The organism is Rhodoferax potami, assembly GCF_032193765.1.
Classification (GTDB): domain Bacteria; phylum Pseudomonadota; class Gammaproteobacteria; order Burkholderiales; family Burkholderiaceae_C; genus Allorhodoferax; species Allorhodoferax potami.
Window position 1 is genome coordinate 1,784,214 of the sequence record NZ_JAVBIJ010000001.1, and the last position, 26,134, is coordinate 1,810,347.

The following is a 26,134-nucleotide window of genomic DNA, read 5'->3' on the forward strand; positions in this document are numbered from 1 at the left end:
GGCTTAGAGACTACGCAATCTGAGCCGAGGTTTTGCCGAAGCGACGCTCTCTAGAGGCAAACTCCTCCAGCGCGGCGTCCAAATCCGCTTCCGCATAATCAGGCCATAACTTCGGGCTGAAGATGAGCTCGGAGTAGGCGGACTGCCACAACAAGAAATTACTAATCCTGAATTCACCGCCGGTCCGAATAAGCAAGTCCGGGTCAGTTGACGGAGCCAATGCCATGGCCTCGCCCATAGTTTGCTCCGTAATTGCGGCACCACGGGCAACCAAGGCATTCGCCGCTTGCACGATATCCCATCGCCCGCCGTAGTTGAAGCAAATGTTGAGGTCCAGTGAGGTGTTGCCTGAGGTGTCCAATTCCGCTTGGCTCAAGCCTTGCTGAACCTTCTCAGAGAGACCAGCGCGACTTCCAACAAAACGGATTCGAACGCCCTCTGCACTCAGCTGAGCGACCTCGCGGGTGAGCGCACCGACGAGAATGTCCATCAAGCCGGAAACCTCATCAGCGGGTCGACTCCAGTTCTCTGAGGAAAACGCAAACACTGTCAGTGCCGCGATGCCTCGTGATGGACAAGCCCGGACTGTGCGCTTCAACGCCTCTACCCCTTGCTTGTGACCTGCTAAACGCGGCAAAAAACGCTTCGATGCCCACCTGCCGTTTCCATCCATCACGATGGCGACATGGAGTCCAGATGGATTTCCGGATGATGACATCTGCAAGGCCTTAAACGGCCATTAAATCTTGCTCTTTGGACGCTACCAAACGGTCGACTTCCGTGATGTGCTTGTCTGTCACTTTTTGGACATCAGCTTCACAACGTTTTTGATCATCTTCGGAAGCGAGTTTGTCTTTAACTAGCTTTTTCACCGCTTCGTTGGCGTCACGGCGCAGATTGCGAATGGCGACCTTGCTCGCCTCACCTTCTCCGCGCACGACCTTCGTGAGTTCCTTGCGTCGCTCTTCTGTCATCGCCGGCAATGGAACGCGAATTAACTCGCCCAAGCTGGAAGGATTCAAACCGAGATCGCTGTCACGAATCGCCTTCTCGATCTTCTGGGCCATGTTCTTTTCCCAAGGCTGCACGCTGATAGTCCGCGCATCGATGAGAGACAAGTTGGCAACCTGGCTCAGGGGCACCATGGAGCCGTAGTAGTCCACATGGACTGTATCCAATAACGCAGGATTCGCACGGCCGGTGCGAATTTTCGTCAAGTTGTTTTTCAAAGCTGCGATGGACTGCTCCATCTTGGTATCCAGCGTTTTCTTGATTTCAGCAACGGACATTTTTTCCTCGCTCAGTATCTATCTACAACCCAATGCTCAAACGTGCACCAAGGTGCCTTCGTCTTCGCCCATCACAACACGTTTAAGAGCGCCATGCTTGAAGATTGAGAAGACTTTAATTGGCAGTTTTTGATCACGGCACAGGGCAAACGCTGCGGCATCCATGATCCCCAGATTTTGGGTCATCGCGTCGTTAAAGGTGATTTTGGAATAGCGCGTTGCAGCCGGATCCTTTTTCGGATCCGCGGTGTAAACACCATCCACTTTCGTCGCCTTCAAGACCATTTCAGCTCCGATTTCCGCGCCGCGCAACGCAGCTGCAGTATCGGTTGTGAAGAAGGGATTACCTGTACCGGCAGCAAAAATGACGACCTTACCCTCTTCGAGATATTGCAGCGCCTTTGGACGAACGTAAGGCTCAACAACCTGTTCAATCCCGATCGCAGACATCACGCGAGCCGTCAAACCCGCTTTGTTCATGGTGTCGCCCAAAGCCAGTGCATTCATAACTGTAGCAAGCATCCCCATGTAGTCGGCTGTTGCGCGGTCCATGCCGACCGAACCACCAGCTACCCCACGGAAAATATTACCCCCGCCAATCACAACGGCCACTTCAACACCCAAGCGCGTCACTTCCGCAATCTCATCCACCATGCGGACGATGGTGTCGCGATTGATACCGAACTGGTCGTCACCCATCAAGGCCTCGCCTGACAGCTTAAGCAAAATTCTCTTGTAAGCAGGTTTGGATTGACTCATAGATGACTCCCGTTCGGTGGACGATTCGTGTTGTGGAATTAAGCGGACTGCTTGGCGGCCGCAACTTGCGCTGCTACTTCTGCAGCAAAGTCATCGACCTTCTTTTCAATGCCTTCGCCCACTACGTACAGCGTGAAACCCTTCACGGTTGTATTGATGGACTTCAACATCTGTTCCACAGTTTGCTTGTCGTTTTTCACGAAAGGCTGGTTGAACAAAGAAACCTCTTTCAGGTACTTCTGAACACCGCCCTCGATGCGCTTAGCCACGATCTCTGCAGATTGAACAGGCTTGCCCGCTGCAGTTGCGACTGCAGCATCTTCTGCAGCCTTTGCAGCAGCCACGGAACGCTCACGCTCCACCAGCTCAGCAGGAACTTGGTCTGCAGACAAGGACACGGGCTTCATGGCAGCAACGTGCATCGCCACATCTTTCGCAGCGGATTCGTCGCCATCGAACTCAACAACCACACCGATACGGGTGCCGTGCAGGTAGGAGGCCAGTTTGGCAGAGCCGTCGAATCGCTTGAAACGACGGAAGGTCATGTTTTCGCCGATCTTGCCGATCAAGCCTTTGCGTACGTCTTCGAGTGTAGGACCAAAGCCGTCTTGCTCGTAAGCCAAAGCGCTCAATGCAGCCACGTCAACCGGGTTGTGCTGGGCAACGAGTGACGCTGCGGCTGCAGCCAATGCCAAGAAGCTGTCGTTCTTGGTCACAAAGTCAGTTTCGCAGTTCACTTCGATCAACGCGCCAACGCCATTGGCAATGCTGGAGGCAACAACACCTTCAGCCGTCACACGGGCAGCGGCTTTACCAGCCTTGCTACCCAATTTGACGCGCAAAATCTCTTCCGCCTTGGCCATATCGCCTTCGGCTTCAGTAAGTGCTTTTTTGCATTCCATCATTGGAGCATCGGTCTTGCCGCGCAGTTCTGCCACCATGCTCGCTGTAATTGCTGCCATTTGTATTCTCCGAATCTAAACAGTTTAAATAAAGGCTAAAAAAAGGGGCAACAAAGCCCCCTTTTCCGGGTGCAGAAGGGCTTAAGCGGAAGCTTCGCTCACTTCAACGAACTCATCATTGCCTTCAGCGGCAACGGCCTTGACCACGTCGTCCACGGCATTTGCGCGACCTTCCAGAATCGCGTCCGCGATTCCGCGGGCGTACAAAGTAACCGCCTTCGAAGAGTCGTCGTTACCGGGAATCACGTAGTCGATGCCTTCGGGGGAGTGGTTGGAATCCACAACGCCGATCAATGGAATGCCCAACTTGCGAGCTTCAGCGATAGCGATCTTGTGGTAACCAACGTCGATCACAAAAATCGCATCTGGCAAGGTATTCATTTCTTGAATACCGCCGATGTCTTTTTCCAATTTTTCCAGCTCACGAGCGAACATCAACTGCTCTTTTTTACTCATGCTGTCCAAACCGGCTTCTTGCTGGACTTTCATGTCCTTCAGGCGCTTGATGGAAGTCTTGACGGTTTTGAAGTTGGTCAACATGCCACCCAACCAACGCTGGTCCACAAAGGGAACGCCAGCGCGCTGAGCTTCTGCGGAGACAATTTCACGGGCCTGACGCTTTGTGCCAACCATCAAAATGGTGCCACGCTTTGCGGACAATTGGCGAACGAACTTCGCTGCCTCTTGGAACATCGGCAAAGACTTTTCCAGGTTGATGATGTGAATCTTGTTACGGTGACCGAAGATGAACGGTGCCATCTTCGGGTTCCAGAAGCGGGTTTGGTGACCAAAGTGGACACCTGCTTCCAACATTTCGCGCATTGTTACTGCCATATTTAACTCCGAAGGTTGGGTCTGAAATCCGCCCCGCTGATTGCGCAGCTACTCGCTGGCACAACACCTTTGGGGGGCGATTTGTGATTACTTAGTGGGCACTTACCCCCTAAGCCCGTCGAGTATAGCATGCAGCACCCATAAATAGCCTGCTCGCCCTGTGCGAACAGCCGCAAGAACGATCGCAATTTGGCGGCGTTTGCAGCGGAAAATTCAGTAAAGCTATGAAAAAATACAGGATCTGGACAAGAGATTCACAAGTCGAAAGCTGAAATGAAAATTGCGGTAGTGGGAGCAGGTGTGGTTGGCCTCGCAGCAGCGCATGAGCTCTGCAATCGGGGACACGAAGTTACCGTTTTTGACAAAAACGGAGCCGCGGGTGAAGGCAGCACCTTTGCGAATGGTGGCATTTGCAGCCCGGCGTACGCGCTTCCTTTTTCAGGCGTAGGAGCTTCAGGGAACCACTTGAGCAGGTTTAGCCAACTTACCCGAAAGCTCACGCGGCTCCGCAAAGGTTCATTACCGGACTTGCGCTGGTTGTGGCAGGCCTCCAGCCATGGGTCCGAAGAGACGGTTGCAAGTCGCATTCGGTTCGCTCAACAATTGATTCAAAGCAGCATCGAAATCAACGACGCCACTATCAAAGACGGCATGCTAGAGCTGGAACAAAGTGATGGGCAATTGATTCTTCTGCGGAATGACGAAGAGCTCAACACATTCCACAGAGTTTTGGACAGTATGAAAGCGCTGGAGATGCCGTACCAAGTGCTAGAGGCATCTGAACTTGAGGTTGCCGAGCCCTCGCTACATAACCACGGCCACATCCGCAAAGCTATCCGCTTGCCCACAGACCGCGTCATGAACTGTCGGCAATTTGTCTTAGCCATCAAGCAGCAACTCACCCAAGCTGGTGGCAAACTCGCATTCCAAAGCGAGGTCACGGAAGTAGTCGCAGGAGCCCAGCCCATGCTCCGGCTTGCAAGCGGTGAGCAGCATGTGTTCGATCATGTGGTGTTGTGCACGTCCTCTGCGCGAAACAAGATCACTCTGAGAACACCTGCACTCAGCGCCATTGCAGAGCTCAGCGCCTACGCCCTGAGCGTTGGCATTCGAGAGCCGCTGAACGCTCCGAAAAGTGCGGTACAGGACCACAAGACTGGAATCACCATCAGCAGACTCGGCAAGCGCTTGCGCGTCTGCGGTGGTGCAGAGCTCAATCGGGGCAGCGCAGGCGACCATGACAAACGGGTGATTGCTCGACTTTTTAACGCGCTGGACCAATACTTCCCTGGAGCCGCAAACTATGCGGGTGGCAGTCAGGTGTGGCGCGGAAGTTGTGGATACACACCAGATGGTCTCCCCTTGGTTGGGAACGCAGGTGCACCGGGACTCTGGATCAACCTGGGGCACGGTGCCAATGGCTGGGGAATGGCAAGCGGCTCCGCTCGATTACTATGCGAACAGATAGAGGGGCGTCCAGCCAGCCTTTCGGGCGATTTCCTTCACCCGCTGAGGTTCAACCGCTAATCGATTGCTTCCAATCTCTCAACAAGATAGACACCATAGGGGAAACGCATGAGCCCGGAACTTACGCAAAAGCTCACCGCGGCTGTGGACAAAATGCCCGCATTCCCCAAAAGCGTTGAAAAAATCTTGGTGCTCACTCGCAACGTGGACAGCACACCGAAGGATCTGGTTGATGTCATCGACAAAGACCCGGTTGTTACCGTCAAAGTCCTAAAGGTCGTGAACTCGGTGTACTACAGCCTGCCTCGTCAAGTGACCTCCATCGGGCATGCGGTCGTCTATTTGGGCTTCAACACTATCAAGAACCTTGCCCTTAGCATTGCGGCCATCGGAATGCTTCCACAAGAAAACAAGGCGGGGTTTGATGCGCAGGCTTACCTGCTCCATTCACTTGCGACGGCAGGTCTCGCAAAGAAACTCGCCAGCAGGGTTCAGGACGCTGATCCGATGGATTGCTTTATCGCCGGCCTGCTGCACGATTTTGGGAAAGTCGTTTTTGCGCAATTTATGCCTGAAGAATTTAAACTCGCCTTGGAGCGAAGTGCAAATGATGGTTCTTCATTGCATACCGCGTTGCAAGCCACGATCGGGGCAGACCATTCCATCGTGGGCGCCATGCTGGCAGAGAAATGGCGCTTCGCCCCCGCACTGGTTGAAACAATCAGGCATTTGTCGCCCCACGACTTCAAAGACACTGACATGATTGCCTGTGTATTTGCTGCCAACCAAATTAGTAAGCGCTTGGCCTTTGGATTTGCAGGAAATCACCGTATCGATGAACTTCCCATAGCGCTGCAAAAGCGACTGGGTGGAACACTGGATGAAGTCATAGCATCATTAGGCGACCCGAGGGTGATCTTCGAAGAGGCGCAAGTGTTCGCAACGTTGTAAAAGGACTCGCGTATGAAAGTCAGGTTTTGGGGCGTGCGGGGAAGCATTGCCTCGCCGGGGCCTCACACAGTGCGCTACGGCGGAAATACCACCTGCATTGAAATTCGCACCGACAACAATGAGCTGATCATTCTGGATGCGGGCACCGGTATCTTCCCCTTGTCGCAAACACTGCTCGCCGAGATGCCGATTACGGCCAACGTGCTGATTACCCACTCACATTGGGATCACATCCAGGGGCTGCCCTTCTTTATCCCGAATTTCATCCCCGGGAATACATTGCGCCTTCACGGCGGCTTTGACCCCGTATCGGGCAAAGGCATTGAGCAAGTGATGTCTGTTCAGTTGCAATACAGCTATTTCCCTGTCCGCGAAGAGGAAATGAAAGGGCGGATTGAATACGTGACCCTGTCCCCGGGGGAGCCGGTACAAGTCGGCAGCGCGACGGTAACGCCTTGTCTTCTCAATCACCCGGTAGTGGATTTCGGCTATCGGATCGATTGCAACGGTAAATCGGTCTTTTTTACCGGTGACCACGAACCCCCCTACAACATCTACGACCCTCAAGATGAAGGCTACGCGGCCTATCAGAGCCTTGTGGACGAAAAGAACCGTGCAATCGTCGGGGCCATTCGCGGCGTAGATGTGCTGATCGCAGACACCTCGTACACCGCAGAGGAATACCCTGCCAAAAAAGGCTGGGGACATGGCACCTTCGCCACAAGCATTGAACTCGCCCAGCAGGCTGGAGTCCAAGTGCTTTTCTGCACCCATCACGAACCCACTCGTAGCGATGATGCGCTGGAAAGTGCCTTCGCAAAAGCACTGAGCCAACGCGGCGCACCCCAACAAGGGCTTGACATACGATTGGCTCGCGAAGGTGATACCTATGAGTTTTGAGTGGATCGCAAGCCACCAAAGCGCCAAACCGACCACAGAAATACCTTTGCTCTCCAGCGCGGAGATACGTGCTATCGAAGCATCTACCGAGCCGGTCATTGGTCAACCTGGCTTGATGGAGCAAGCCGGACTAGCGATTGCGCGCTGGGTACTCGCTCAAGCCCCACACGCGCAATTTTTTTGGATCGCATGTGGCAACGGCAATAACGGTGGAGATGGCGCTGAAGCTGCCATCCATCTCCATCGCTGGGGCAAAACCGTCTATGTAAGTGCTGTCAAAAGCCCAAAAAGCGCTCCTGCTGATGCGTCCAGGGCTTGGGCCCGTTTGGTCGCTGAAGGTATCGCAGTGCACCATGAGGCGCCAGATAGCTGGGATGTTTGTATAGACGCCCTCCTCGGCATCGGACTTCAACGCCACCCTGAGCCACCTTATGCGGAGTGGATCAAACGCATCAATCAAGCAGCAAAGCCCACCTTTGCGATTGACGTCCCGAGCGGCCTGGATGCCGACACCGGTTCTACGTTCGAACCGGTGGTGCAAGCGTCTGCCACTTTGAGCCTTGTTGGGTTGAAACCGGGATTGTTTACCCACCAAGGTCGGGATGTATGCGGTGACATCTGGCTGCACAAACTAGGGACGGAGAGCACGACTGAACACATCCGGTGCACCTTGAACCCGACACCCAAGCCCCTCCCCAGACCCCACGCAAGTCACAAGGGAAGCTTTGGAGATGTCGCGATCGTGGGCGGGGCACTTGGCATGCAAGGTGCCGCAGTTTTGGCGGCTTGCGCCGCCTTGCACGCAGGTGCCGGCCGGGTCTTTCTCGCTTGCTTGAACAGCGAAGGACTACAAGGCTTGGGTATCCCGCCCGATATCATGCTGCGCAGCCACAACACGCTGCCACACCAAGGCCTTACGGTCGTTGCGGGCTGCGGGGGTGGGCACGACATCAGCCACCAGTTACCCCACTGGCTAGAGCTTGCAGAGCGCTTGGTCATCGATGCTGACGCACTGAATGCGATTGCAATCAGACCAGACCTTGCACAGGCACTTGTCCAGCGCAGCGCCGACACCACGGTGATAACGCCTCACCCGCTGGAAGCCGCGCGCTTACTTGGGTGCAAGACCACCCAGATCCAAGCCAACCGGCTAGACGCGGCCCAGAGATTGGCGGAAACGTTTCAATGCACGGTCATACTGAAAGGGTCTGGCAGTGTGATCGCAGCCCCTGGTCGAAAGCCACGCATCAACCCCACAGGAAATGGCCGTCTCGCCATTGGCGGAACGGGCGATGTACTTGCGGGCCTGACCGGCACACTCTTGTCACAGCGCAGCACGGCTTGGGAAGCTGCGTCAGAAGCTTGCTATATCCATGGGCTGTTGGCAGACCAATGGCCACAGCAAACAACCTTGACTGCCAGTCGCCTGATCGAACACCTATAAAAAAAAGCTGCTCGCCCCCATTTAACAAGGACTAGCAGCTCCTATTTTTATAGCAGCGTTGTAAGCGGCTCTTATCGCCGTTTCTTCGCCGTTTTTTTCACCGAAGGTGCTATTTTGTCTGCAGAACGGCTACTCTTGGTCGCTTTTGCTGCTGACCGTTGCTGCCTGACTTTGCCCTTGAAGATCGGCGAGTGCGGCGGATCCAGATCTGGGCGATCACCGAATTCAGCGCGCCCCGATTTTGAATCACGGGAATGCCCTTTGTCGGCAGGCATCTTGGGGAGAGGACCCTGACCTTCTTGGACCAATCGGAAATCGATCTTGCGACCATCCAAATCCACACGACTCACTTGGATACGAACCCGGGTACCGATCGCATAGCGGATACCTGTCCGTTCACCGCGTAGCTCCTGACGGGCTTCATCGAAACGGAAATACTCCCCGCCCAACTCGGTGATATGAACCAAGCCCTCTACATACATCGCATCGAGCGTCACGAACAAACCAAACGTGGTCGCTGAGGATACAACCCCTGAATACTCCTCACCCAAGTGCTCGCGCATGTACTTGCATTTGAGCCAGGCTTCCACATCCCGACTGGCCTCATCCGCCCGGCGCTCATTGGCACTGCAATGCAGACCAGCCGCTTGCCAGGCAGTGCCTTCCGCATTGAGCTTCTTGGGCTTGGTTTCCGGATTGCTCACCCTCGAAACCAGATTTTTTTCCAGACGCCTTGCCAGCTTGGCATGCGCTTCACCGGGCTTAGGTAGTGCCGGGAGTTGGTATTTGGTCTTGGCAAGAATGGCCTTGATCACACGGTGTACCAACAAATCCGGGTAGCGCCGGATCGGGCTGGTGAAGTGCGTGTAGGCTTCAAACGACAAGCCGAAATGTCCGCTATTGATCGGCGTGTAAATAGCCTGCGACATGGAACGCAACAACATCGAGTGGATCTGCTGCGCGTCGGGTCGGTCTTTAGTCGCCTCAGCAATCGCCTGAAACTCCCCCGGTGCGGGGTTGTCACTGATCGTCATGCCAATGCCACTGGCCTTCAAATAGCTACGCAATATCTCCTGCTTCTCAGGCGTCGGACCCTCATGCACTCGGAACAGGCCCTGGTGCTTGTTCTGGGCAATGAAGTCCGCACTGCAGACGTTCGCTGCGAGCATGGCCTCTTCAATCAACCGATGCGCTGTGTTGCGAGTACGCGGCACGATCTTTTCGATCCGACCGTTTTCATCACAAACAATCTGTGTCTCCGTAGTCTCGAAATCCACCGCACCCCGCTTGTGGCGGGATTTGAGCAATGCTTGGTAAACACCATGCAAGTTCAAGAGATCCTGCACTCGATCTTTGCGCTTGCTAGCTTCAGGCCCTCGTGTATTGCCAAGGATGGCCGCCACTTCGGTGTAAGTGAACCGAGCGTGGCTCCACATCACTGCAGGGTAAAACTGGTAGGCATCGACCTCGCCATCCTCGGTGACGAACATATCGCACACCATGCACAGCCGTTCGACTTCCGGGTTTAGCGAGCACAAACCGTTAGACAGTTTTTCCGGCAGCATAGGAATGACACGGCGCGGAAAGTACACGCTGGTGGCACGGTCATACGCATCCACATCGATGGCATTGCCCGTTTCCACGTAGTGACTGACATCGGCAATTGCCACCAACAAACGCCAACCTTTGAGCGCCGTCTTGCCACGCCCTTTGGTTGCGGGTTCGCAATACACCGCATCATCAAAATCCCGGGCATCTTCACCATCGATGGTGACCAACGGAATGTCTGTCAAATCAATACGTTGCAGCTTGTCTTGCGGACGCACCTTGTCCGGTAATGTGCGCGCCATCGCTACACAAGCGTCAGAAAACTCATGCGGCACGCTGTATTTGCGCACGGCGATTTCAATCTCCATACCGGGGTCATCAACTTCACCCAGTACTTCTTTGATGCGCCCCACAGGCTGTCCGAACAGCGCAGGCGGCTCAATCAGTTCAACGACCACCACCTGGCCGGGCTTTGCCACACTGGTAGCGCCCTTCGGAATCAACACATCCTGGCCGTAGCGTTTGTCTTCTGGCGCAACTAGCCAAACACCGCTTTCCTGCAAAAGCCGGCCAATGATCGGTTGGTTAGAGCGCTCGGTGATTTCAACAACACGCCCCTCGGGGCGACCTTTGCGGTCACTGCGCACGATACGGACCTTGACGTGGTCTTTGTGCAGCACAGCCCGCATTTCGTTAGGGGGAAGATAAATATCAGGAGCACCGTCGTCGCGGGACACAAAACCATGTCCATCCCGATGCCCTTGAACAATTCCTTCAACTTCTTCCAGCAAATTGCTGTTTTGGCCTAAATGTTTGATATACTTCTCTCTTTCCTGAGATGCCCAGATGGCGGAATTGGTAGACGCACTAGTTTCAGGTACTAGCGAGTAACATCGTGGAGGTTCGAGTCCTCTTCTGGGCACCAACAATGGTAATGTAGTTAATGAAAAGCCGCTGTGAAAACAGCGGCTTTTTTTTGCCTGTGTGATTCGTGCCACTGACCGTTAGATGCATCGGTCAGTGGCTAAAAATCAGATGGGAAGTGCGACCAAATCGTGACCTTGCGCACTCACAATTCGCGCCTTGGTGAACTCACCCACTTTCAACGTCTTGCTGATTTTTTCGGGCGGTAACAAACGAACCACGCCATCAATTTCTGGAGCATCCGCGTAGCTACGGCCGACTCCACCTTTGCGACCCAACGCTGGCGCAGAATCCACCAGCACTTGCATCACGGATCCGACACGGCGCTGCAAGCGAGCTGCAGATACTTCTTCAGCCACCTGCATGAATCGGGCGCGACGCTCCTCGCGAACTTCCACCGGCAACATGCCAGGCAAGTCATTGGCGGTTGCGCCATTTACTGCGCTGTAGGCAAAGCAACCTGCACGGTCAATCTGGGCTTCTCGCACAAAGTCGAGCAGGTGCTCAAACTCTTCTTCAGTCTCACCGGGGAAGCCCGCAATAAACGTACTGCGCACCACCAACTCCGGGCAAGCTTCGCGCCACTGCTGCAAACGCTCTAGGTTTTTTTCACCACTGGCAGGCCGCTTCATCCGGCGCAGCACATCAGGATGGCTGTGTTGCAAAGGAACATCTAGGTAAGGCAGCACACGACCTGTCGCCATCAACGGCACAATTTCATCCACACTGGGGTAGGGGTAGACATAGTGCAACCGGACCCAGGCGCCATAAGGCTCAGCGATATCACCAAGCGCCTGCACCAGCTCCAACATACGGGTCTTCACGGGCTTGCCATCCCAAAATCCGGTGCGGTACTTCACGTCGACGCCATACGCCGAAGTATCTTGGCTGATAACTAACAGCTCTTTCACACCACCCTCAAACAAGGCACGCGCTTCGCTCAGAACATCGCCAATCGGGCGGGACACCAAGTCGCCGCGCATGCTGGGGATGATGCAGAAGGTGCAACGGTGATTGCAACCCTCACTGATTTTCAAATACGCGTAATGGCGCGGCGTAAGCTTGATACCTGCCACACCAAAAGATTGCGGAACCAGATCCAAAAATGGGTCGTGCGGTTTTGGCAGATTGGTATGCACAGCATCCATCACCTCCTGGGTCGCATGGGGACCGGTCACCGCGAGCACTTTCGGGTGCATCTGGCGAACCATGTTCTCACCACCTTCAGTGGTCTTGGCACCAAGGCAACCCGTAACGATGACGCGCCCATTTTCCGCCAGCGCCTCTCCAATGGTGTCCAGGCTTTCTTTTACCGCATCATCGATAAATCCGCAGGTATTGACGATGACCAAGTCAGCGCCTTGGAAGGTCTTTGAGGTTTGATATCCCTCGGCGCTCAGTTGGGTCAAGATGAGCTCGGAATCTGTCAGCGCCTTGGGGCAACCCAAACTCACAAAACCTACCTTGGGGGCAGCATTCGTAGCCGGGACGGAGTTCAAAATTTCAGTCATAGTGTGAAGTTCCAGAGCCCGCCCCTCAGAGACCCGCCAACCAGCTCAACGCTTGATGCCGAAAGTACCGAGGAATTGCTCAGTTTGTTTTTGCATATGTTCCTGCATCTGCTGGAACATGTTGTTACCCATTACGCCCTGCACCATGGGCGCCTGCATATCCATCAGCGCTTGCATGTTTTTCTCAAGGTAACCACCCATCATGCCCTGCATGGCATGACCATAAAAGCGAATGATGTTGGACAACACGGGCGCGGTGAACATTGGAGACCCATTGGCCTCTTCTTCCAAAATAATCTGCAGCAAGATGCTTCGCGTCAGGTCTTCACCCGATTTCGCATCCACCACCGCAAAAGACTCGCTATCCATCACCAGCTGCTTGATTTCCGCCAGCGTGATGTAAGTCGACGTGTCGGTGTCGTACAAACGCCGGTTGGGGTATTTTTTGATGACCCGCTGAGAAGCCTTGGAATCTTTACTGGAAGTTTTTTGCATGTCGATCGCTCTGCACCGGGTGTGTGAGCCAAGTAAGTGTTGCAGTGCAGCACATTCTAGAGAGAGACCGCTTGGCACCGACCTAGGAATACCCTAGATGAAGCCTTAAAGGAAAATGTTGGTAGGCGCAATTGGACTCGAACCAACGACCCCCACCATGTCAAGGTGGTGCTCTAACCAGCTGAGCTATGCGCCTACATTTATCCGTGAGGCCGAAGTATAGCAGCATAAAAATGCGCTTCTTTTGAAAAAGCCCGAAAAAAGTTCAAATAGATCAAAAGACCGCTACGCCATAATTGACGTTTACGTAAACGTCAATCCATCCCCATTACAAGGAGCAATCTATGGAAATCGCAGGAAAAGTCTTTATCGTGACCGGCGGCGCATCTGGCCTCGGCGAGGGCACTGCCCGCATGCTGACAGCCAAAGGCGGCAAGGTCGTCATTGCAGACATGCAGGCAGAAAAAGGCGAGGCCATTGCCCGAGAACTGGGCGGCGCATTCGTGAAGTGCGATGTCAGTAACGAAGCTGACGGGCAAGCCGTCGTGGCCCAAGCAGTCTCCATGGGCAAGCTGATGGGCTTGGTGAACTGCGCAGGCATTGCTCCTGCCGAGAAGACGGTGGGCAAAAACGGCGCGCACGCACTCGCATCTTTCAGCAAAACGATCACCGTCAATTTGATCGGCAGCTTCAACATGATCCGTCTCGCCGCCGAGGCCATGAGCAAAAACGAACCTGAAGCGACCGGCGAGCGCGGCGTCATGATTTCTACCGCCTCGGTGGCCGCCTATGACGGACAGATCGGTCAAGCAGCCTACAGTGCATCCAAAGGCGGCGTGGTGGGCATGACACTGCCCATTGCACGCGACCTTGCCCGGAACGGCATCCGGAACATGACCATTGCCCCCGGGATTTTCGGCACGCCGATGTTGTTCAGCATGCCCCAAGATGTGCAAGACGCGCTGGCAGCAGGTGTTCCATTCCCTTCGCGCTTGGGAACTCCGCAGGATTACGCCAAATTAGCCGTTCATATTTTTGAAAACGACATGCTCAACGGCGAGGTGATCCGCTTGGACGGCGCGATCCGACTCGCTCCGAAGTAAAGCCAGCCCATCACTCAAACAGGTGCGACGTCCAAGGGACGCCGCACCTTAGCGATGCGCACGTACCGAAGCCACCAGACCCAACAAGAAAATGCCACTGGCCCACCACTGCAAAGGGTGCGGCCAGTCACCGTGCACGAGAAATGCGTAAAAGAGTGCGAAAAGCGTTTCTGACACGATGAGTTGACCGCACAAGCTCGCGCTCAAGCGACGACTCGCGAAGTTCCAAAGCATGGTTGCTACCCATGCAGAGCCGACTCCCGTTGCTATACAAACCATAGCTGCTCGCGCAATATCCGTGTGGGCCAGAAGCAATTCCAGCGGGGTACCCATAAGCCCCCAGAGGGCCACGGCGGCGACTCCTGAGCTCACCCCCATCCAACTGGTCCAATCAGCAAGCTGGACCCCGGTATGCCGCTTCAACCAGGCCGAGTTCAGAATCGCGAAAACGACCCAACTCGCCATCGCCAGCAAACCGTACAACACCCCACGCCAAAACACCCAGCCATGGGGCTGCGCGTCGGTGCCGCTGGCGCTATCTGCCGCCATCATCAAAGCGACGCCAATGAGTGTCAGCAACAAACCGGGAATCAAGCTCCGCCACCGCAAACCAACCGGCTTGCCCAGCAACATCACCCACACCGGAACCGTGCCAATGATCATGGTGGGCACTGCCACGCCTGCATCACGGATGGCATACACCAACAACAAGTAATAGCCTGAGAAGCCGAGTGCACTGAGCAAGGCCGCGGCCCCGGCTTGGCGCCACGTCGGCATCCGCGAGCGGCCCCGGAGATAGCCCACGCTGACGATCAAGATCGAAACCAGCCCGAAAACCGCAAACCTGCCCGCTGCGAGATCAACAGGCAACAACCCGGGCGCCAGAGCCGGCGCTACGAAGACCAAACCCCACAAGGCGCCCGCCGCCAGGCCGGCCATCACGCCGCTCAGCAAAACTTCACCAAAACCGACAACCCAAACCCGCTTGTCAAACGCCGCTTAAATTCCAAATCCATCGTCAGCCGCAATGACTGCTCCATTGATAAAGTGACTCTGATCAGAGCACAAAGTCACCAAAATGGCATCCAGATCTGCCGGGCGACCGATCCGCTTGCGCGGCAGCATCTGCACCAGTTTTTGCCCTGCATCGGTATGCCAATGTTCGTGATTGATCTCGGTATCGATATAGCCCGGGCACAGTGCGTTGACGTTGATGCCGAACTTGCCCCACTCCAGCGCCTGCGCTTTGGTCATTTGGATCACGGCTGCCTTGCTCATGCAATAGGTCCCGATTTGCGGCAAGACACGCAGGCCCGCCATCGAGGCAATGTTGATGATGCGTCCGCCGGTGTAGCTGCCGGGTGCCGCACCTTTGGCGCGCGCAATCATTCGCTTGCCGACCTCTTGCGCCACAAAAAACGACCCTTTGACGTTGGTATCAAAGATGAAGTCGTAATCCTCAGGGCTGACGTCCTGCAGTCGCTGCGTGGTGCTCACTCCCGAGTTGTTGATCAGGATGTCGATGGAGCCCACCTCGGTTTCGGCGTGGGCTACCGCCGACTTGATGGAGTCGTGGTCTGTCACATCCAGTTCGATGACATGAGCATCGCCGCCCTGCCCCTCGATTTCGGCACGCAAGTCCTTGAGCTTGTCAATGCGGCGGCTGGCCAGCACCACCGCGGCACCAGCGGCCGACAAGGTGCGGGCAAACTGCGCCCCCAGCCCGCCAGATGCACCGGTGATGAATGCAATTCGCCCGGAAAGATCGATGCTATAAGCCATTTAGAGTGCCTCCACAAATTAAAAAAGAACGGTCGTTCTTTTTTATAAAATCAGCGAATAAAATCTGGTGCCGCTCGCGTGCGCTCTGGCGCGCGAACGCTGACAAGAAGACCACCCATTATTAAGCGAGACACCCCATGACAAACCAGGAAATACTGGCTCAATTCGGCCCCCGTGAATCCATGGAATACGACGTGGTCGTCGTTGGCGGCGGCCCCGGCGGCTTGGCAACGGCGATCCGCCTCAAGCAACTGGCCGCAGAGAAAGGCACCGACATATCGGTGGTCGTTCTCGAAAAAGGCTCTGAGCCTGGAGCACACATCCTGTCCGGCGCCATCATGGACCCCAAAGCGCTGACCGAACTGATTCCCGACTGGAACGCACTGGGTGCCCCACTGCACCAGCCAGTGACCGACGACGCCTACATTTTTCTGAGCGAAAAATCCGGCTTCCGCGTGCCCAACATGGTGCTGCCGCCTTTCGCGCACAACGACGGCAACTACATCATCAGCTTGGGCGCTGTCACCAAATGGTTGGCCGAGCAAGCAGAGAGCTTGGGCGTAGAAATTTTCCCTGGCTTCACAGCCGCTGAAGTGCTCTACAACGACGACGGCTCAGTCAAAGGTGTAGCCACCGGCAACATGGGTGTGGGCAAAGACGGCGAGCCGATGGAAAGCTTCCAGCTCGGTATGGAGCTGTTGGGCAAATACACCGTGTTTGCGGAAGGTGCGCGCGGCCACCTGGGCAAACAGGTTATCGCCAAGTACAAGCTCGACGACGGTCGTGACCCGCAGAGCTTCGGCATCGGCATCAAAGAGCTGTGGGAAATTGACCCCAGCCGCCACAAGCCCGGCTTTGTGATGCACACCGCCGGCTGGCCCATGGAATCAGACACCTACGGTGGCGCCTTTTTGTACCACCTAGAAGGCAACAAAGTGGCTCTGGGCTTTGTTACCGGCTTGGGCTACAGCAACCCCTACCTCAGCCCATTTGAAGAGTTCCAGCGCTGGAAAACACACCCGAACGTGCGCTACTACTTCGAAAACGAGAAAGGTGAAATCACGGCCAAGCGCTTGGGCTACGGCGCGCGCGCAATCAATGCCAGCGGCATCAACGCCCTGCCCAAAACCGTATTCCCCGGCGGCTGCCTGATTGGGTGCAACGCGGGTTACCTGAACGTGGGTCGCATCAAAGGCAGCCACGCTGCTATCAAAACCGGCATGCTGGCCGCTGAGGCCGCTTTTGATGCCGTAGTGGGCGGACGCCAGCACGACGAGCTGAGCGCTTACCCCGAAGCCTTTGAGAAGAGCTGGCTGCACACCGAACTGAACAAAGACCGCAACTTCAAGAACTGGTTCAAATACGGCCTGACCACCGCCACACTGATGAACGGTTTCGAGCAATTCGTGCTGCGCGGGCATATTCCCTGGACCCTGCGCCGTGACAAGCCCGACCACGCCTACCTGAAGCCCGCGGCCGAGTGCAAGCCCATCGTCTACCCCAAGCCCGATGGCAAGCTCACTTTCGACCGCTTGAGCAGCGTGTTCATCAGCAACACCAACCACGAAGAGCAGCAACCCGCCCACTTGACGCTCAAGGACGCCTCGGTGCCGGTGAGCATCAACCTCGCCAAGTACGCCGGCCCCGAAGCCCGCTACTGCCCCGCGGGCGTGTATGAGTACGTCAAGAACGAAGACAACACCGACCGCTTGCAGATCAATGCCCAAAACTGTGTGCACTGCAAGACCTGCGACATCAAGGACCCGACCCAGAACATCGTCTGGGTCACGCCCGAAGGCGGCGGCGGCCCTAACTACGCGGGCATGTAAAACACGCTTGAAAGCACAAACGGGACCTCAGGGTCCCGTTTTTTTAGATATCGAGGCAGCCCATGAACACACCAGAAGCCGTGACCCTAACGACCCGCGACGGCTACGCCTTGCAGGCCCTGCGCTACCCCGCAACGGGCCCATTGCGCGGGCACTTGGTGGTTGCAGGTGCCACCGGTGTGCCGCAGCTGTTTTACAAAAACTTCGCGCTCTTTGCCGCACAACAGGGTTACACCACCCTCACGGTGGATTACCGCGGCATTGGCCTCTCCAAACCCGCCAATCTGCGGGGCTTTGAGATGAACTACCTGGATTGGGCTTTTCACGATGTTGCGGCCGCAGTGGATGCGATGGCTTGTGACACCATTCCTCTTTTCATGGTGGGGCACTCGTTCGGTGGCCATGCGTTTGGCCTGCTCCCCAACCACGACAAGGTCGCGCGGTTTTATACCTTCGCCACCGGGGCGGGCTGGCACGGCTGGATGCCGCGCGCCGAGCAAGTCAAAGTGCTGCTGATGTGGCACGTCATCGGCCCGCTGCTCACTCGCTGGAAGGGCTATCTCGCCTGGAGCAAGCTCCAGATGGGCGAGGACTTGCCATTAGGCGTCTACCGGGACTGGAAGCGCTGGTGCAAGTTTCCGCGCTACTTCTTTGACGACCCCGGCATGCCCCAAGTGGCGGGCCTGTTCGCCCGTGTGCGCACCCCCATCATCGCGGCCAATGCGACCGACGACCTCTGGGCACCACCCGCGTCACGCGATGCCTTCATGGCCGGCTACAGCAACACCACGGTGCGCAAGGTGGACATCCACCCCGGTCAGTTGGGCATAGGGCCCATTGGCCACATGGGCTACTTCCGCAGACAGGCACAGCCTTTGTGGGACGACTTGCTCCGCTGGTTCGGCGAACACCAGACCGCCCGCTGAACTCACAGGGCTGCGGCGCGGGCGTCCAGCTCGGCGATACAAGCTTCCATGCGCGACCGGCACAGGTCCATCAAGGCTGGCATGTCATCCAGCGTCATGCCGGTAGTGGGAATGGGTTCCAGCGTCTTGATGATGATGTTGCCGCTGTTCCAGCGGTTCAGTCGCATGGTGCGCTTAAAGTTGCTGCAACACAGGGGCACGATAGGTACGCCGGCGTTGATGGCCATCTGGAATGCACCTTTCTTGAAGGGCAGCAAACCCTTGCCGAGGTTGCGGGTGCCTTCGGCAAACACCCAGATCGAAGTGTCCTGCTCCTGCATAACCTTGGTGGTGTGCAGCATGGCGGCTTTGGCCTTCACAGCATTGCCCCGGTCGATCAGGATGTTGCCGGCCAGCCAGTAAATCTGGCCGAAAAAGGGAATCCACTTCAGGCTCTTCTTACCCAGCGACACCGTGCGGCGCGGCACGGAGCAGCCCAGCACAAACAAGTCCCAATTGGACTGGTGGTTGGCCACCACAACAAACGGGTTGGGCTGGGATTGAAAGTCTGCCGTCTCCAGCCGCATCTTCAAGCCCAGTATCTTCAGCGCCGGGACTGAAAACGTGTATCCGGAGAGCCGCGAATTATCGGGATTGAAAGGCCGCGAAAAACAGATCAGCAGGTTGACCACAGAGGCCAACAAAAACTGGATGCTGATGAGCACCAGCCGTAAAAGATAGAGCATGCGAAGGAGGTGAAATGTGGCAAATGCCTGCCGAATGGTAACAAGTAGCTTCCCAATGACCATGGCTGGTTTAGAATCTGGCCCGTTCAGGAGAGAGCCCTTTCATGGGGCCGCCGAAGGCGCAGGACGGCTGATTGCAGCGGTCTGAACGCTCAGGCAAAAGGACTGACAAGTGTTGGCCATGCACGCATAGCCAGCAACACCCCACTGGAGAGAGTTTGCACCGCACAGCGGCTTGCAAACCACCGAAGGAGCAACCCGCAGTCTGCGCACCCCTCACCGTGCACGCAGGCCCGGCGAATCTCTCAGGTAAAGCGGACAGCGGGGGCAGCACCGGATGGGCGCAGACTTGCGTGCATCCGGGTTTGGATTGCCCCTTCGGCGCCTTGCGCCGGGATTGTTTGGATCGCCGCCATGTCCGCTTCTGACACAACCTTGTTGACCACGCCACTCAATGCACTGCACATCGAGCTGGGCGCCCGCATGGTGCCGTTCGCCGGTTACTCCATGCCGGTTCAGTACCCCGCAGGCCTGATGGCCGAACACCACCATACCCGCAAAGCTGCTGGCCTGTTTGACGTGTCCCACATGGGCCAGCTGCGCCTGAGCGGCCTGGACGCCTGCGCGGCGTTTGAGAGCCTGATGCCGGTGGACGTGATCGACCTGCCCGTGGGCAAGCAACGCTACGGCCTGTTGCTCACCGAAGAGGGCACCATCATCGATGACCTGATGTTCTTCAAGAAAGCGCAAGACGAACTCTTCGTTATCGTCAACGGTGCCTGCAAGGCGGGGGATATCGCCCACATCCAAGCCCAGATTGGCAGCCGCTGTCAGGTCACCCCCCTGCCCGACTACGCGCTGCTGGCCCTCCAAGGCCCCCAAGCAGTGACGGCGCTGGCCCGCTTGGCGCCCGGCGTGGAAAAGCTGGTGTTCATGACGGGTGGAGACTTCACGGTCGACACCGGCAACCAAAAAATTGACGTGTTCCTCACGCGTAGCGGCTACACCGGCGAAGACGGGTTCGAAATCTCGGTCCATAACGATCATGCCGAAGCCCTGGCCCGCGCACTCTTGGCGCAGCCCGAAGTGCAGCCCATCGGGCTGGGCGCCCGCAACTCCCTGCGCCTGGAAGCGGGCCTGTGCCTGTATGGCAACGACATTGACACCAGCACCACACCGGTCGAAGCGAGCCTGAACTGGGCCATCCAAAAGGTGCGCCGCACCGGTGGCGCACGCGAAGGCGGCTTCCCTGGCGCTACAAAAATCCTAGCTGCTCTCGCAGATTCCACGGGCGCCAGCGGCACAAAAGGCACCAAAAAGCGGGTGGGCCTGGTTGCTCAAGAGCGCATTCCGGTGCGGGAGCACACCGAACTGCAAGACGGCGCGGGCAACCGTATCGGCGAAGTCACTAGCGGTCTGCTCGGTCCCACCATCAACCAGTGCGTGGCCATGGGTTACATCGACGCATCGTTGGCGGCTTTGGGCACCTCAGTGGTGGCCATAGTCCGCGGCAAACCGGTGCCCATGGTCGTGAGCGCCATGCCCTTTGTGCCTACGAACTACTACCGCGGCTGATCCGAGACACCACCGAGCCGGAAACCGCAGATTCAGCCGCTACAGTGGCGTCTGGCAGGTTCTAGTTCCGGTGGTTCAACCCTTTACCGCAAACCCTAATCTTTAGTTTCAGGAGAACGTTATGTCTATCAAATACACAGCCGATCACGAATGGCTCCAAGTCGAAGGCGATATCGCCACCGTCGGCATCACCCACCACGCGCAGGATGCGCTGGGCGACGTGGTGTTTGTGGATCTGCCCGCCGTGGGCGCCAGCATTGACGCCAAGGCCGTGGCCGGCGTGGTCGAGTCCGTGAAGGCGGCTGCCGACGTGTACATGCCCGTCACCGGCGAAATCACCGAAGTCAACGAAACCCTGCGCGACGACCCTTCGCTGGCCAATACCGACCCGCTGGGTGCCGGCTGGTTCTTCAAAGTCAAGCTGTCCAACCCGGCCGAACTCGAAGGCCTGATGGACGAAACCAGCTACACCGCTTTCGCCGCCAACGCTTAAAGCCGCTTTGCAGGCCCAGCCTGCAAAGTCCTCGGGAGCCGGCCCTGAACCAGCAGGCTACCCGTTTGTGTGAACTGCCCACCACCGAACGCTACCGCCATGCCCACTTCTGCTACCACCTCCACGCCCACCTTGGCCCAGCTGGAAAACGCCAGCGAATTCCAGGCCCGCCACATCGGCATCTTTGCTGACGATGAAGCGCTGATGCTTCAGGTCATCGGCGAAAAGTCGCGCAGCGACCTGATTGCCAGCATCGTGCCCGCCAGCATTGCGCGCAAGAGCACTATGGCGATTCCGGCGGCTATCACCGAGGCGGCTGCACTGGCGGAGCTGAAGGCGGTTGCGGGCAAGAACAAGGTGCTCAAGAGCTTCATCGGCCAAGGCTATTACGGCACCCACACCCCCGGCGTCATCCTGCGCAACATCTTGGAGAACCCCGCCTGGTACACCGCTTACACGCCCTACCAGGCCGAGATCAGCCAGGGCCGCATGGAAGCGCTGGTGAACTTCCAGACCATGGTGTGCGACCTGACCGGCATGCCGATTGCCAACGCCTCCATGCTCGACGAAGCCACAGCTGCAGCTGAGGCGATGACGCTGGCCCGCCGCTCGGTCAAGGCCAAAGGCAATGTGTTCGTGGTGGCGGGCGATGCGCACCCGCAAACCATTGAGGTCATCCAAACCCGCGCAGCACCGCTGGGCATCACCGTCAAGCTGGCCAATTCCCAGGAAGAATGGGATGCACTGATTGCCGGCGACGACTACTTTGCCGTGCTGGAGCAATACCCCTCTACCAGCGGCCGCTTGGGCGAAGAAGGCGAGGATGTTAAAACTGTGCACCGCAAGGGCGGCGCCTACATCGTGGCCGCTGACCTGCTGGCCCTCACCCTGCTAGTCCCCCCGGGCGAGTGGGGGGCGGGCGACCCCACAGGCGCGGCCGACATTGTGGTGGGCACCACCCAGCGCTTTGGCATGCCGCTGTGCAACGGCGGCCCGCACGCCGCTTACATGGCCTGCCGTGACGAGTTCAAACGCTCCATGCCCGGCCGCTTGGTGGGCGTGAGCATCGATACCCACGGCAACCCCGCTTACCGCCTGGCCCTGCAAACCCGCGAGCAGCACATCCGCCGCGAAAAAGCCACCTCCAACATCTGCACCGCGCAGGTGCTGCCGGCAGTGGTGGCCAGCATGTACGCCGTGTACCACGGGCCGGAGGGGCTCAAGCGCATCGCCACCCGCGTAGCCACCCTCACCGCCATTCTGGCCAAGGGCCTGGAGCAACTGGGCATCAACACCGGTCGCCCCGAAACCTTCGACACCTTGTGCCTCAAAACGGATGGCGCTACTAAATCCATAGCTTCTCGTGCAGTATCTGCGGGCGTTAACGTGCGAATTGCTTGGGATGACTACATCTGCGTCTCACTGGATGAGACCACCACCCGCGACGATGTCGCGCTGCTGTGGAGCCTTTTCGCGCAGCCGGGCCAGACGTTGCCCACGGTCGAAGCACTCCAAGCCGGCGCACAACCTTTGATCCCCGCTGCGCTGCGCCGCACCAGTGCATTCTTGACCCACCCGGTGTTCAACACCCACCACTCCGAGACCGGCATGCTGCGCTACATCCGCATGCTGAGTGACAAGGATTTGGCGCTAGACCGCAGCATGATTCCGCTGGGGTCCTGCACCATGAAGCTCAATGCCACCAGCGAGATGATCCCCATCACCTGGCCCGAGTTCGCTAACATCCACCCCTTCGCACCGGCTGACCAGCGCGAAGGCTATGCCGAGCTCGACGCACAGTTGCGCGCTTGGCTGTGCGCCGCCACCGGCTATGCGGGCATCAGCCTGCAGCCCAACGCCGGCAGCCAAGGCGAATACGCCGGTCTGCTCGTCATCAAGGCCTACCACGAGGCCCGTGGCCAGGGCCACCGCAACATCTGCCTGATTCCCAGCAGCGCGCATGGCACCAACCCTGCCAGCGCCATGATGGTCGGCATGACCGTGGTGGTGACAAAGTGCGACGACAACGGCAACGTGGACATGGCCGACCTCTCTGCCAAGTGCGAGCAGCACAGCGCCAATTTGGCGGCCGTGATGATCACCTACCCCAGCACCCACGGCGTGTTTGAAACCTCGGTCAAGGAACTGTGCGCCTTGGTGCACCAGCACGGCGGCCGCGTGTATGTGGACGGCGCCAACATGAACGCGCTGGTGGGCACAGCCGCCCCCGGTGAGTTCGGCGGCGATGTGAGCCACCTGAATCTGCACAAGACCTTCTGCATCCCCCACGGCGGTGGCGGCCCCGGCGTGGGCCCGGTGTGCGTGGTGGAAGACCTGGTGCCCTACCTGCCCGGCCATGCCACCGGCGGTGTGCCCGGCACCAGCGCGGTGAGCGCAGCTCCATTGGGCAACGCGGCCGTGCTGCCGATCAGCTGGATGTACTGCCGCATGATGGGCCCGGACGGCCTGCAGCAAGCGACCGAAGTCGCCATCCTGAGCGCCAACTACATCAGTGCCCGCCTGGCCGACCACTACCCCACGCTGTACGCATCTGCCAACGGGCACGTCGCCCACGAGTGCATTCTGGATTTGCGCCACTTCAAGGAAACCTGCGGCGTCATGGCCGAAGACGTGGCCAAGCGCCTGATGGACTATGGCTTCCACGCGCCCACGCTGTCCTTCCCCGTGCCCAACACCTTGATGGTAGAGCCCACCGAGAGCGAAACGCTGGCCGAGCTGGACCGCTTCATCGACGCCATGATCGCCATCCGTGGCGAAATTGCGCAAGTCGAGGGCGGTGTCTGGCCACAGGACAACAACCCCTTGAAGCATGCTCCCCACACCGCTGCCAGCGTGATTGGCGCCGCGTGGGACCGCCCTTACAGCCGTGAGGTCGGTGCCTTCCCCGTAGCGACCCTGAAGGCGGCCAAGTACTGGCCGACGGTGGGCCGGGTGGACAACGTGTATGGCGATCGCAACTTGTTCTGCAGCTGCGTGCCAGTGGCGGATTACGCCAGCGCATAAAGGAAGGTCTCACACCACTAACCATGGTTTTCAGGGCGGCTGTGCATTGCATGCCGCCGCCCTTGCCGGGCTGGCCCCGGCATTGCAGCGGGAGAGCCTGCCGCCCACCCGGGCAGCAGCGCCGAAGGAGCAACCACCCCGGAAACTCTCAGGCACCCAGGACCGCTGTGATCGTTTGCACTCTGAAGAGCTGCCGCGCATTTGTCCGCCGGCACACCGCAGGAGCAAGCCGGCTGCCCACCAGGCAGCGGGTGAATCTCTCAGGTCTCAAACAGAGGGGGCTCGCCTGGCACGCAGTGTGCACAGGCGTGTTCCCTTGTTTGCGACACACCTGAAAGAGCTCTCATGAAACACATAGCCATCATCGGCGGCGGCATCACCGGCGTTACCAGCGCCTACACCCTGGCCAAGGCCGGCTACAAGGTCACCCTGATCGAGAAGAACCGCTACGCGGGCATGGAAACGTCCTATGCCAACGGCGGCCAACTCTCGGCCTCCAACGCCGAGGTCTGGACACACCCCAGCACCCTCGTGAAGGGGCTGAAATGGATGTTCACCAAGGACGCGCCCTTGCTCATGAACCCCGCGCCCACCTGGCACAAGCTGAGCTGGATGACCGAATTTGTGGCCTCCATCCCGAAGTACCGCGAGAACACCGAAGCCACCACCCGCTTGGCCATTGCGGCCCGCGAACACCTGTTTGCCTGGGCGCAGGCCGAAGGCATTGACTTCGACCACCAGCGCAAGGGCATCCTGCACATTTACCGCAACAAGGCGGGTTTTGAACACGCGGGCAAGGTCTCCACCATGCTGGCAGCCGGTGGCCTCTCGCGCCGCACTGTCACGCCGGAGGAAATGCGCTACATCGAGCCCACCCTGCAAGGCAGTTACTACGGCGGCTACTACACCGAGAGCGATTCCACCGGCGACATTCACAAGTTCACCCACGGTCTGTCGCAAGCCTGTGCGCGCCTCGGTGTAACCACGCTTTACGGCCACCAGGTCGCCGGCGCCAGCACCGACGGCACGGTTGCCACCCTGGAGTTGCAACACGAGGGCGGCACAGAGACCCACCGGTTTGACGGCGTGGTGGTGTGCGCCGGTGTGCACGGCCGCGGCATTGCGGCGCAACTGGGCGACCGGCTGAACATCTATCCGGTCAAGGGCTACTCGATCACCGTGCAACTGAACGACGAATCCAGCCAGCAAGCCGCGCCTTGGGTCAGCCTCTTGGACGACGAGACCAAGCTGGTCACCAGCCGCTTGGGCGCGGACCGCTTCCGCGTGGCAGGCACCGCCGAGTACAACGGCATTGACTACGACATCCGCGCCGACCGCATCCGCCCGCTAATTGCTTGGGTGAACCAGCTCTTCCCCGGTGTGAACACCCGCCGCTGCGAACCCTGGGCCGGCCTGCGCCCCATGATGCCCAACATGATGCCCCGCGTGGGCCGCGGCAAGCGCAACAACGTGTTCTACAACACCGGCCACGGCCACTTGGGCTGGACGCTCTCGGCCATCACCGCCCACCAGTTGGCTGGGCATGTGCACCAGCAGCTGCCGGCCTGAACTACCATTTCTCACCGCCCTTAG

Annotated in this window: 22 protein-coding genes, 2 tRNA genes and 4 riboswitches; of the genes, 12 read left to right on the forward strand and 12 right to left on the reverse strand. The window is 57.8% G+C overall.

The window, feature by feature from the left end; all coding sequences use genetic code 11:
• Window positions 1-10 precede the first annotated feature (10 nt).
• From uppS to rpsB, 5 genes are all read right to left on the reverse strand, one after another.
• Window positions 11-718 (reverse strand): polyprenyl diphosphate synthase, encoded by a 708-nt coding sequence (gene uppS / locus RAE21_RS08480; RefSeq protein WP_313880983.1) that lies wholly within the window; start codon window positions 716-718, stop codon window positions 11-13.
• A 10-nt stretch (window positions 719-728) separates the two neighbouring features.
• Window positions 729-1,289 (reverse strand): ribosome recycling factor, encoded by a 561-nt coding sequence (frr, locus tag RAE21_RS08485; RefSeq protein WP_313875790.1) that lies wholly within the window; start codon window positions 1,287-1,289, stop codon window positions 729-731.
• A 36-nt stretch (window positions 1,290-1,325) separates the two neighbouring features.
• A complete protein-coding gene (gene pyrH / locus RAE21_RS08490) occupies window positions 1,326-2,048 on the reverse strand; it encodes a UMP kinase (protein WP_313875789.1) in 723 nt (240 codons plus the stop codon).
• A gap of 38 nt (window positions 2,049-2,086) precedes the next feature.
• Window positions 2,087-3,010 (reverse strand): translation elongation factor Ts, encoded by a 924-nt coding sequence (gene tsf, locus RAE21_RS08495; RefSeq protein ID WP_313880984.1) that lies wholly within the window; start codon window positions 3,008-3,010, stop codon window positions 2,087-2,089.
• Window positions 3,011-3,091: 81 nt separating this feature from the next.
• Window positions 3,092-3,844, reverse strand: a complete 753-nt coding sequence (gene rpsB / locus RAE21_RS08500; protein ID WP_313875787.1) for a 30S ribosomal protein S2 — start codon at window positions 3,842-3,844, stop codon at window positions 3,092-3,094.
• A gap of 273 nt (window positions 3,845-4,117) precedes the next feature.
• Between rpsB and RAE21_RS08505 the strand changes: the two genes are divergently transcribed.
• Genes RAE21_RS08505 through RAE21_RS08520 form a run of 4 tightly spaced genes read left to right on the forward strand, consistent with a single transcriptional unit; the run spans window position 4,118 to window position 8,606 of the window.
• Entirely contained in the window at window positions 4,118-5,371 is a 1,254-nt protein-coding gene (locus RAE21_RS08505) for an FAD-dependent oxidoreductase (protein WP_313880985.1), read from the forward strand.
• Window positions 5,372-5,419: 48 nt separating this feature from the next.
• Complete coding sequence (locus RAE21_RS08510) at window positions 5,420-6,262, forward strand: HDOD domain-containing protein (protein WP_313880986.1); 843 nt, start codon at window positions 5,420-5,422, stop codon at window positions 6,260-6,262.
• A 12-nt stretch (window positions 6,263-6,274) separates the two neighbouring features.
• Window positions 6,275-7,162, forward strand: a complete 888-nt coding sequence (locus RAE21_RS08515) for an MBL fold metallo-hydrolase (RefSeq protein ID WP_313880987.1) — start codon at window positions 6,275-6,277, stop codon at window positions 7,160-7,162.
• On the forward strand, window positions 7,152-8,606 hold the full coding sequence (locus tag RAE21_RS08520; protein WP_313880988.1) for an NAD(P)H-hydrate dehydratase: 1,455 nt from the start codon (window positions 7,152-7,154) through the stop codon (window positions 8,604-8,606). The genes RAE21_RS08515 and RAE21_RS08520 overlap by 11 nt, the downstream gene beginning before the upstream one ends.
• A gap of 71 nt (window positions 8,607-8,677) precedes the next feature.
• On the opposite strand, the gene rnr is transcribed toward RAE21_RS08520, so the two are convergent.
• Complete coding sequence (gene rnr / locus RAE21_RS08525; RefSeq protein WP_428984004.1) at window positions 8,678-10,945, reverse strand: ribonuclease R; 2,268 nt, start codon at window positions 10,943-10,945, stop codon at window positions 8,678-8,680.
• A 49-nt stretch (window positions 10,946-10,994) separates the two neighbouring features.
• Here rnr and RAE21_RS08530 point away from each other — a divergent pair.
• A tRNA-Leu gene (locus RAE21_RS08530) sits at window positions 10,995-11,079 on the forward strand.
• Between the two features lie 106 nt (window positions 11,080-11,185).
• Here RAE21_RS08530 and rimO read toward each other — a convergent pair.
• The 3 genes from rimO to RAE21_RS08545 all read right to left on the reverse strand — a co-directional run bounded on the left by rimO (window position 11,186) and on the right by RAE21_RS08545 (window position 13,280).
• Complete coding sequence (gene rimO / locus RAE21_RS08535) at window positions 11,186-12,589, reverse strand: 30S ribosomal protein S12 methylthiotransferase RimO (RefSeq protein ID WP_313880989.1); 1,404 nt, start codon at window positions 12,587-12,589, stop codon at window positions 11,186-11,188.
• A 45-nt stretch (window positions 12,590-12,634) separates the two neighbouring features.
• The gene (gene phaR, locus RAE21_RS08540) at window positions 12,635-13,084 is read right to left on the reverse strand and encodes a polyhydroxyalkanoate synthesis repressor PhaR (RefSeq protein ID WP_313875782.1); all 450 of its coding nucleotides are present in this window, start codon (window positions 13,082-13,084) and stop codon (window positions 12,635-12,637) included.
• A 119-nt stretch (window positions 13,085-13,203) separates the two neighbouring features.
• Window positions 13,204-13,280: transfer RNA gene (locus RAE21_RS08545), tRNA-Val, on the reverse strand.
• Window positions 13,281-13,428: 148 nt separating this feature from the next.
• Between RAE21_RS08545 and RAE21_RS08550 the strand changes: the two genes are divergently transcribed.
• Window positions 13,429-14,187, forward strand: coding sequence for a 3-hydroxyacyl-CoA dehydrogenase (locus RAE21_RS08550; RefSeq protein ID WP_313880990.1), 759 nt, complete (start codon window positions 13,429-13,431; stop codon window positions 14,185-14,187).
• 48 nt (window positions 14,188-14,235) lie between these two features.
• Here the strand turns inward: RAE21_RS08550 and RAE21_RS08555 are convergent, their stop codons facing one another.
• Both RAE21_RS08555 and RAE21_RS08560 read right to left on the reverse strand, forming a co-directional pair.
• Window positions 14,236-15,126, reverse strand: coding sequence for a DMT family transporter (locus tag RAE21_RS08555; protein WP_313880991.1), 891 nt, complete (start codon window positions 15,124-15,126; stop codon window positions 14,236-14,238).
• A 60-nt stretch (window positions 15,127-15,186) separates the two neighbouring features.
• Window positions 15,187-15,969 carry an SDR family oxidoreductase gene (locus RAE21_RS08560; protein WP_313880992.1) on the reverse strand — a complete coding sequence of 261 codons (783 nt, stop codon included), beginning with the start codon at window positions 15,967-15,969 and terminating at the stop codon, window positions 15,187-15,189.
• Between the two features lie 137 nt (window positions 15,970-16,106).
• Here RAE21_RS08560 and RAE21_RS08565 point away from each other — a divergent pair, with 137 nt between their 5' ends.
• A complete protein-coding gene (locus RAE21_RS08565) occupies window positions 16,107-17,798 on the forward strand; it encodes an electron transfer flavoprotein-ubiquinone oxidoreductase (RefSeq protein ID WP_313880993.1) in 1,692 nt (563 codons plus the stop codon).
• Between the two features lie 62 nt (window positions 17,799-17,860).
• Window positions 17,861-18,724: an alpha/beta hydrolase family protein gene (locus tag RAE21_RS08570; protein WP_313880994.1), complete on the forward strand. Its 864-nt coding sequence runs from the start codon at window positions 17,861-17,863 to the stop codon at window positions 18,722-18,724.
• Between the two features lie 2 nt (window positions 18,725-18,726).
• Here the strand turns inward: RAE21_RS08570 and RAE21_RS08575 are convergent, their stop codons facing one another.
• Window positions 18,727-19,449, reverse strand: a complete 723-nt coding sequence (locus RAE21_RS08575) for a 1-acylglycerol-3-phosphate O-acyltransferase (RefSeq protein ID WP_313880995.1) — start codon at window positions 19,447-19,449, stop codon at window positions 18,727-18,729.
• Window positions 19,450-19,526: 77 nt separating this feature from the next.
• Window positions 19,527-19,627, forward strand: a riboswitch (glycine riboswitch).
• Window positions 19,628-19,646: 19 nt separating this feature from the next.
• A riboswitch (glycine riboswitch) is annotated at window positions 19,647-19,781 on the forward strand.
• Window positions 19,782-19,863: 82 nt separating this feature from the next.
• Between RAE21_RS08575 and gcvT the strand changes: the two genes are divergently transcribed.
• From gcvT to RAE21_RS08595, 4 genes are all read left to right on the forward strand, one after another.
• Window positions 19,864-21,024, forward strand: a complete 1,161-nt coding sequence (gene gcvT, locus RAE21_RS08580) for a glycine cleavage system aminomethyltransferase GcvT (RefSeq protein WP_313880996.1) — start codon at window positions 19,864-19,866, stop codon at window positions 21,022-21,024.
• Window positions 21,025-21,145: 121 nt separating this feature from the next.
• Complete coding sequence (gene gcvH / locus RAE21_RS08585; RefSeq protein ID WP_313880998.1) at window positions 21,146-21,517, forward strand: glycine cleavage system protein GcvH; 372 nt, start codon at window positions 21,146-21,148, stop codon at window positions 21,515-21,517.
• A gap of 99 nt (window positions 21,518-21,616) precedes the next feature.
• Window positions 21,617-24,541, forward strand: coding sequence for an aminomethyl-transferring glycine dehydrogenase (gene gcvP / locus RAE21_RS08590; protein WP_313880999.1), 2,925 nt, complete (start codon window positions 21,617-21,619; stop codon window positions 24,539-24,541).
• A gap of 78 nt (window positions 24,542-24,619) precedes the next feature.
• A riboswitch (glycine riboswitch) is annotated at window positions 24,620-24,716 on the forward strand.
• Window positions 24,717-24,826, forward strand: a riboswitch (glycine riboswitch). It begins immediately after the preceding riboswitch.
• A gap of 60 nt (window positions 24,827-24,886) precedes the next feature.
• Complete coding sequence (locus RAE21_RS08595; RefSeq protein ID WP_313881000.1) at window positions 24,887-26,110, forward strand: D-amino acid dehydrogenase; 1,224 nt, start codon at window positions 24,887-24,889, stop codon at window positions 26,108-26,110.
• The last annotated feature ends 24 nt before the right edge of the window (window positions 26,111-26,134 follow it).

Excerpts from the sequence above, each read along its gene's own strand:
- pyrH (WP_313875789.1), bottom strand. The coding sequence starts at position 2,048 with ATGAGTCAATCCAAACCTGCTTACAAGAGAATTTTGCTTAAGCTGTCA.
- frr (WP_313875790.1), bottom strand. The coding sequence starts at position 1,289 with ATGTCCGTTGCTGAAATCAAGAAAACGCTGGATACCAAGATGGAGCAG.
- RAE21_RS08560 (WP_313880992.1), bottom strand. The coding sequence starts at position 15,969 with ATGGCTTATAGCATCGATCTTTCCGGGCGAATTGCATTCATCACCGGT.
- gcvP (WP_313880999.1), top strand. The coding sequence starts at position 21,617 with ATGCCCACTTCTGCTACCACCTCCACGCCCACCTTGGCCCAGCTGGAA.
- phaR (WP_313875782.1), bottom strand. The coding sequence starts at position 13,084 with ATGCAAAAAACTTCCAGTAAAGATTCCAAGGCTTCTCAGCGGGTCATC.
- tsf (WP_313880984.1), bottom strand. The coding sequence starts at position 3,010 with ATGGCAGCAATTACAGCGAGCATGGTGGCAGAACTGCGCGGCAAGACC.
- RAE21_RS08555 (WP_313880991.1), bottom strand. The coding sequence starts at position 15,126 with ATGGCCGGCCTGGCGGCGGGCGCCTTGTGGGGTTTGGTCTTCGTAGCG.
- RAE21_RS08515 (WP_313880987.1), top strand. The coding sequence starts at position 6,275 with ATGAAAGTCAGGTTTTGGGGCGTGCGGGGAAGCATTGCCTCGCCGGGG.
- RAE21_RS08565 (WP_313880993.1), top strand. The coding sequence starts at position 16,107 with ATGACAAACCAGGAAATACTGGCTCAATTCGGCCCCCGTGAATCCATG.
- RAE21_RS08510 (WP_313880986.1), top strand. The coding sequence starts at position 5,420 with ATGAGCCCGGAACTTACGCAAAAGCTCACCGCGGCTGTGGACAAAATG.
- rpsB (WP_313875787.1), bottom strand. The coding sequence starts at position 3,844 with ATGGCAGTAACAATGCGCGAAATGTTGGAAGCAGGTGTCCACTTTGGT.
- uppS (WP_313880983.1), bottom strand. The coding sequence starts at position 718 with ATGTCATCATCCGGAAATCCATCTGGACTCCATGTCGCCATCGTGATG.
- RAE21_RS08550 (WP_313880990.1), top strand. The coding sequence starts at position 13,429 with ATGGAAATCGCAGGAAAAGTCTTTATCGTGACCGGCGGCGCATCTGGC.
- RAE21_RS08570 (WP_313880994.1), top strand. The coding sequence starts at position 17,861 with ATGAACACACCAGAAGCCGTGACCCTAACGACCCGCGACGGCTACGCC.
- RAE21_RS08595 (WP_313881000.1), top strand. The coding sequence starts at position 24,887 with ATGAAACACATAGCCATCATCGGCGGCGGCATCACCGGCGTTACCAGC.
- gcvT (WP_313880996.1), top strand. The coding sequence starts at position 19,864 with ATGTCCGCTTCTGACACAACCTTGTTGACCACGCCACTCAATGCACTG.
- rimO (WP_313880989.1), bottom strand. The coding sequence starts at position 12,589 with ATGACTGAAATTTTGAACTCCGTCCCGGCTACGAATGCTGCCCCCAAG.
- RAE21_RS08575 (WP_313880995.1), bottom strand. The coding sequence starts at position 19,449 with ATGCTCTATCTTTTACGGCTGGTGCTCATCAGCATCCAGTTTTTGTTG.
- gcvH (WP_313880998.1), top strand. The coding sequence starts at position 21,146 with ATGTCTATCAAATACACAGCCGATCACGAATGGCTCCAAGTCGAAGGC.
- RAE21_RS08505 (WP_313880985.1), top strand. The coding sequence starts at position 4,118 with ATGAAAATTGCGGTAGTGGGAGCAGGTGTGGTTGGCCTCGCAGCAGCG.
- RAE21_RS08520 (WP_313880988.1), top strand. The coding sequence starts at position 7,152 with ATGAGTTTTGAGTGGATCGCAAGCCACCAAAGCGCCAAACCGACCACA.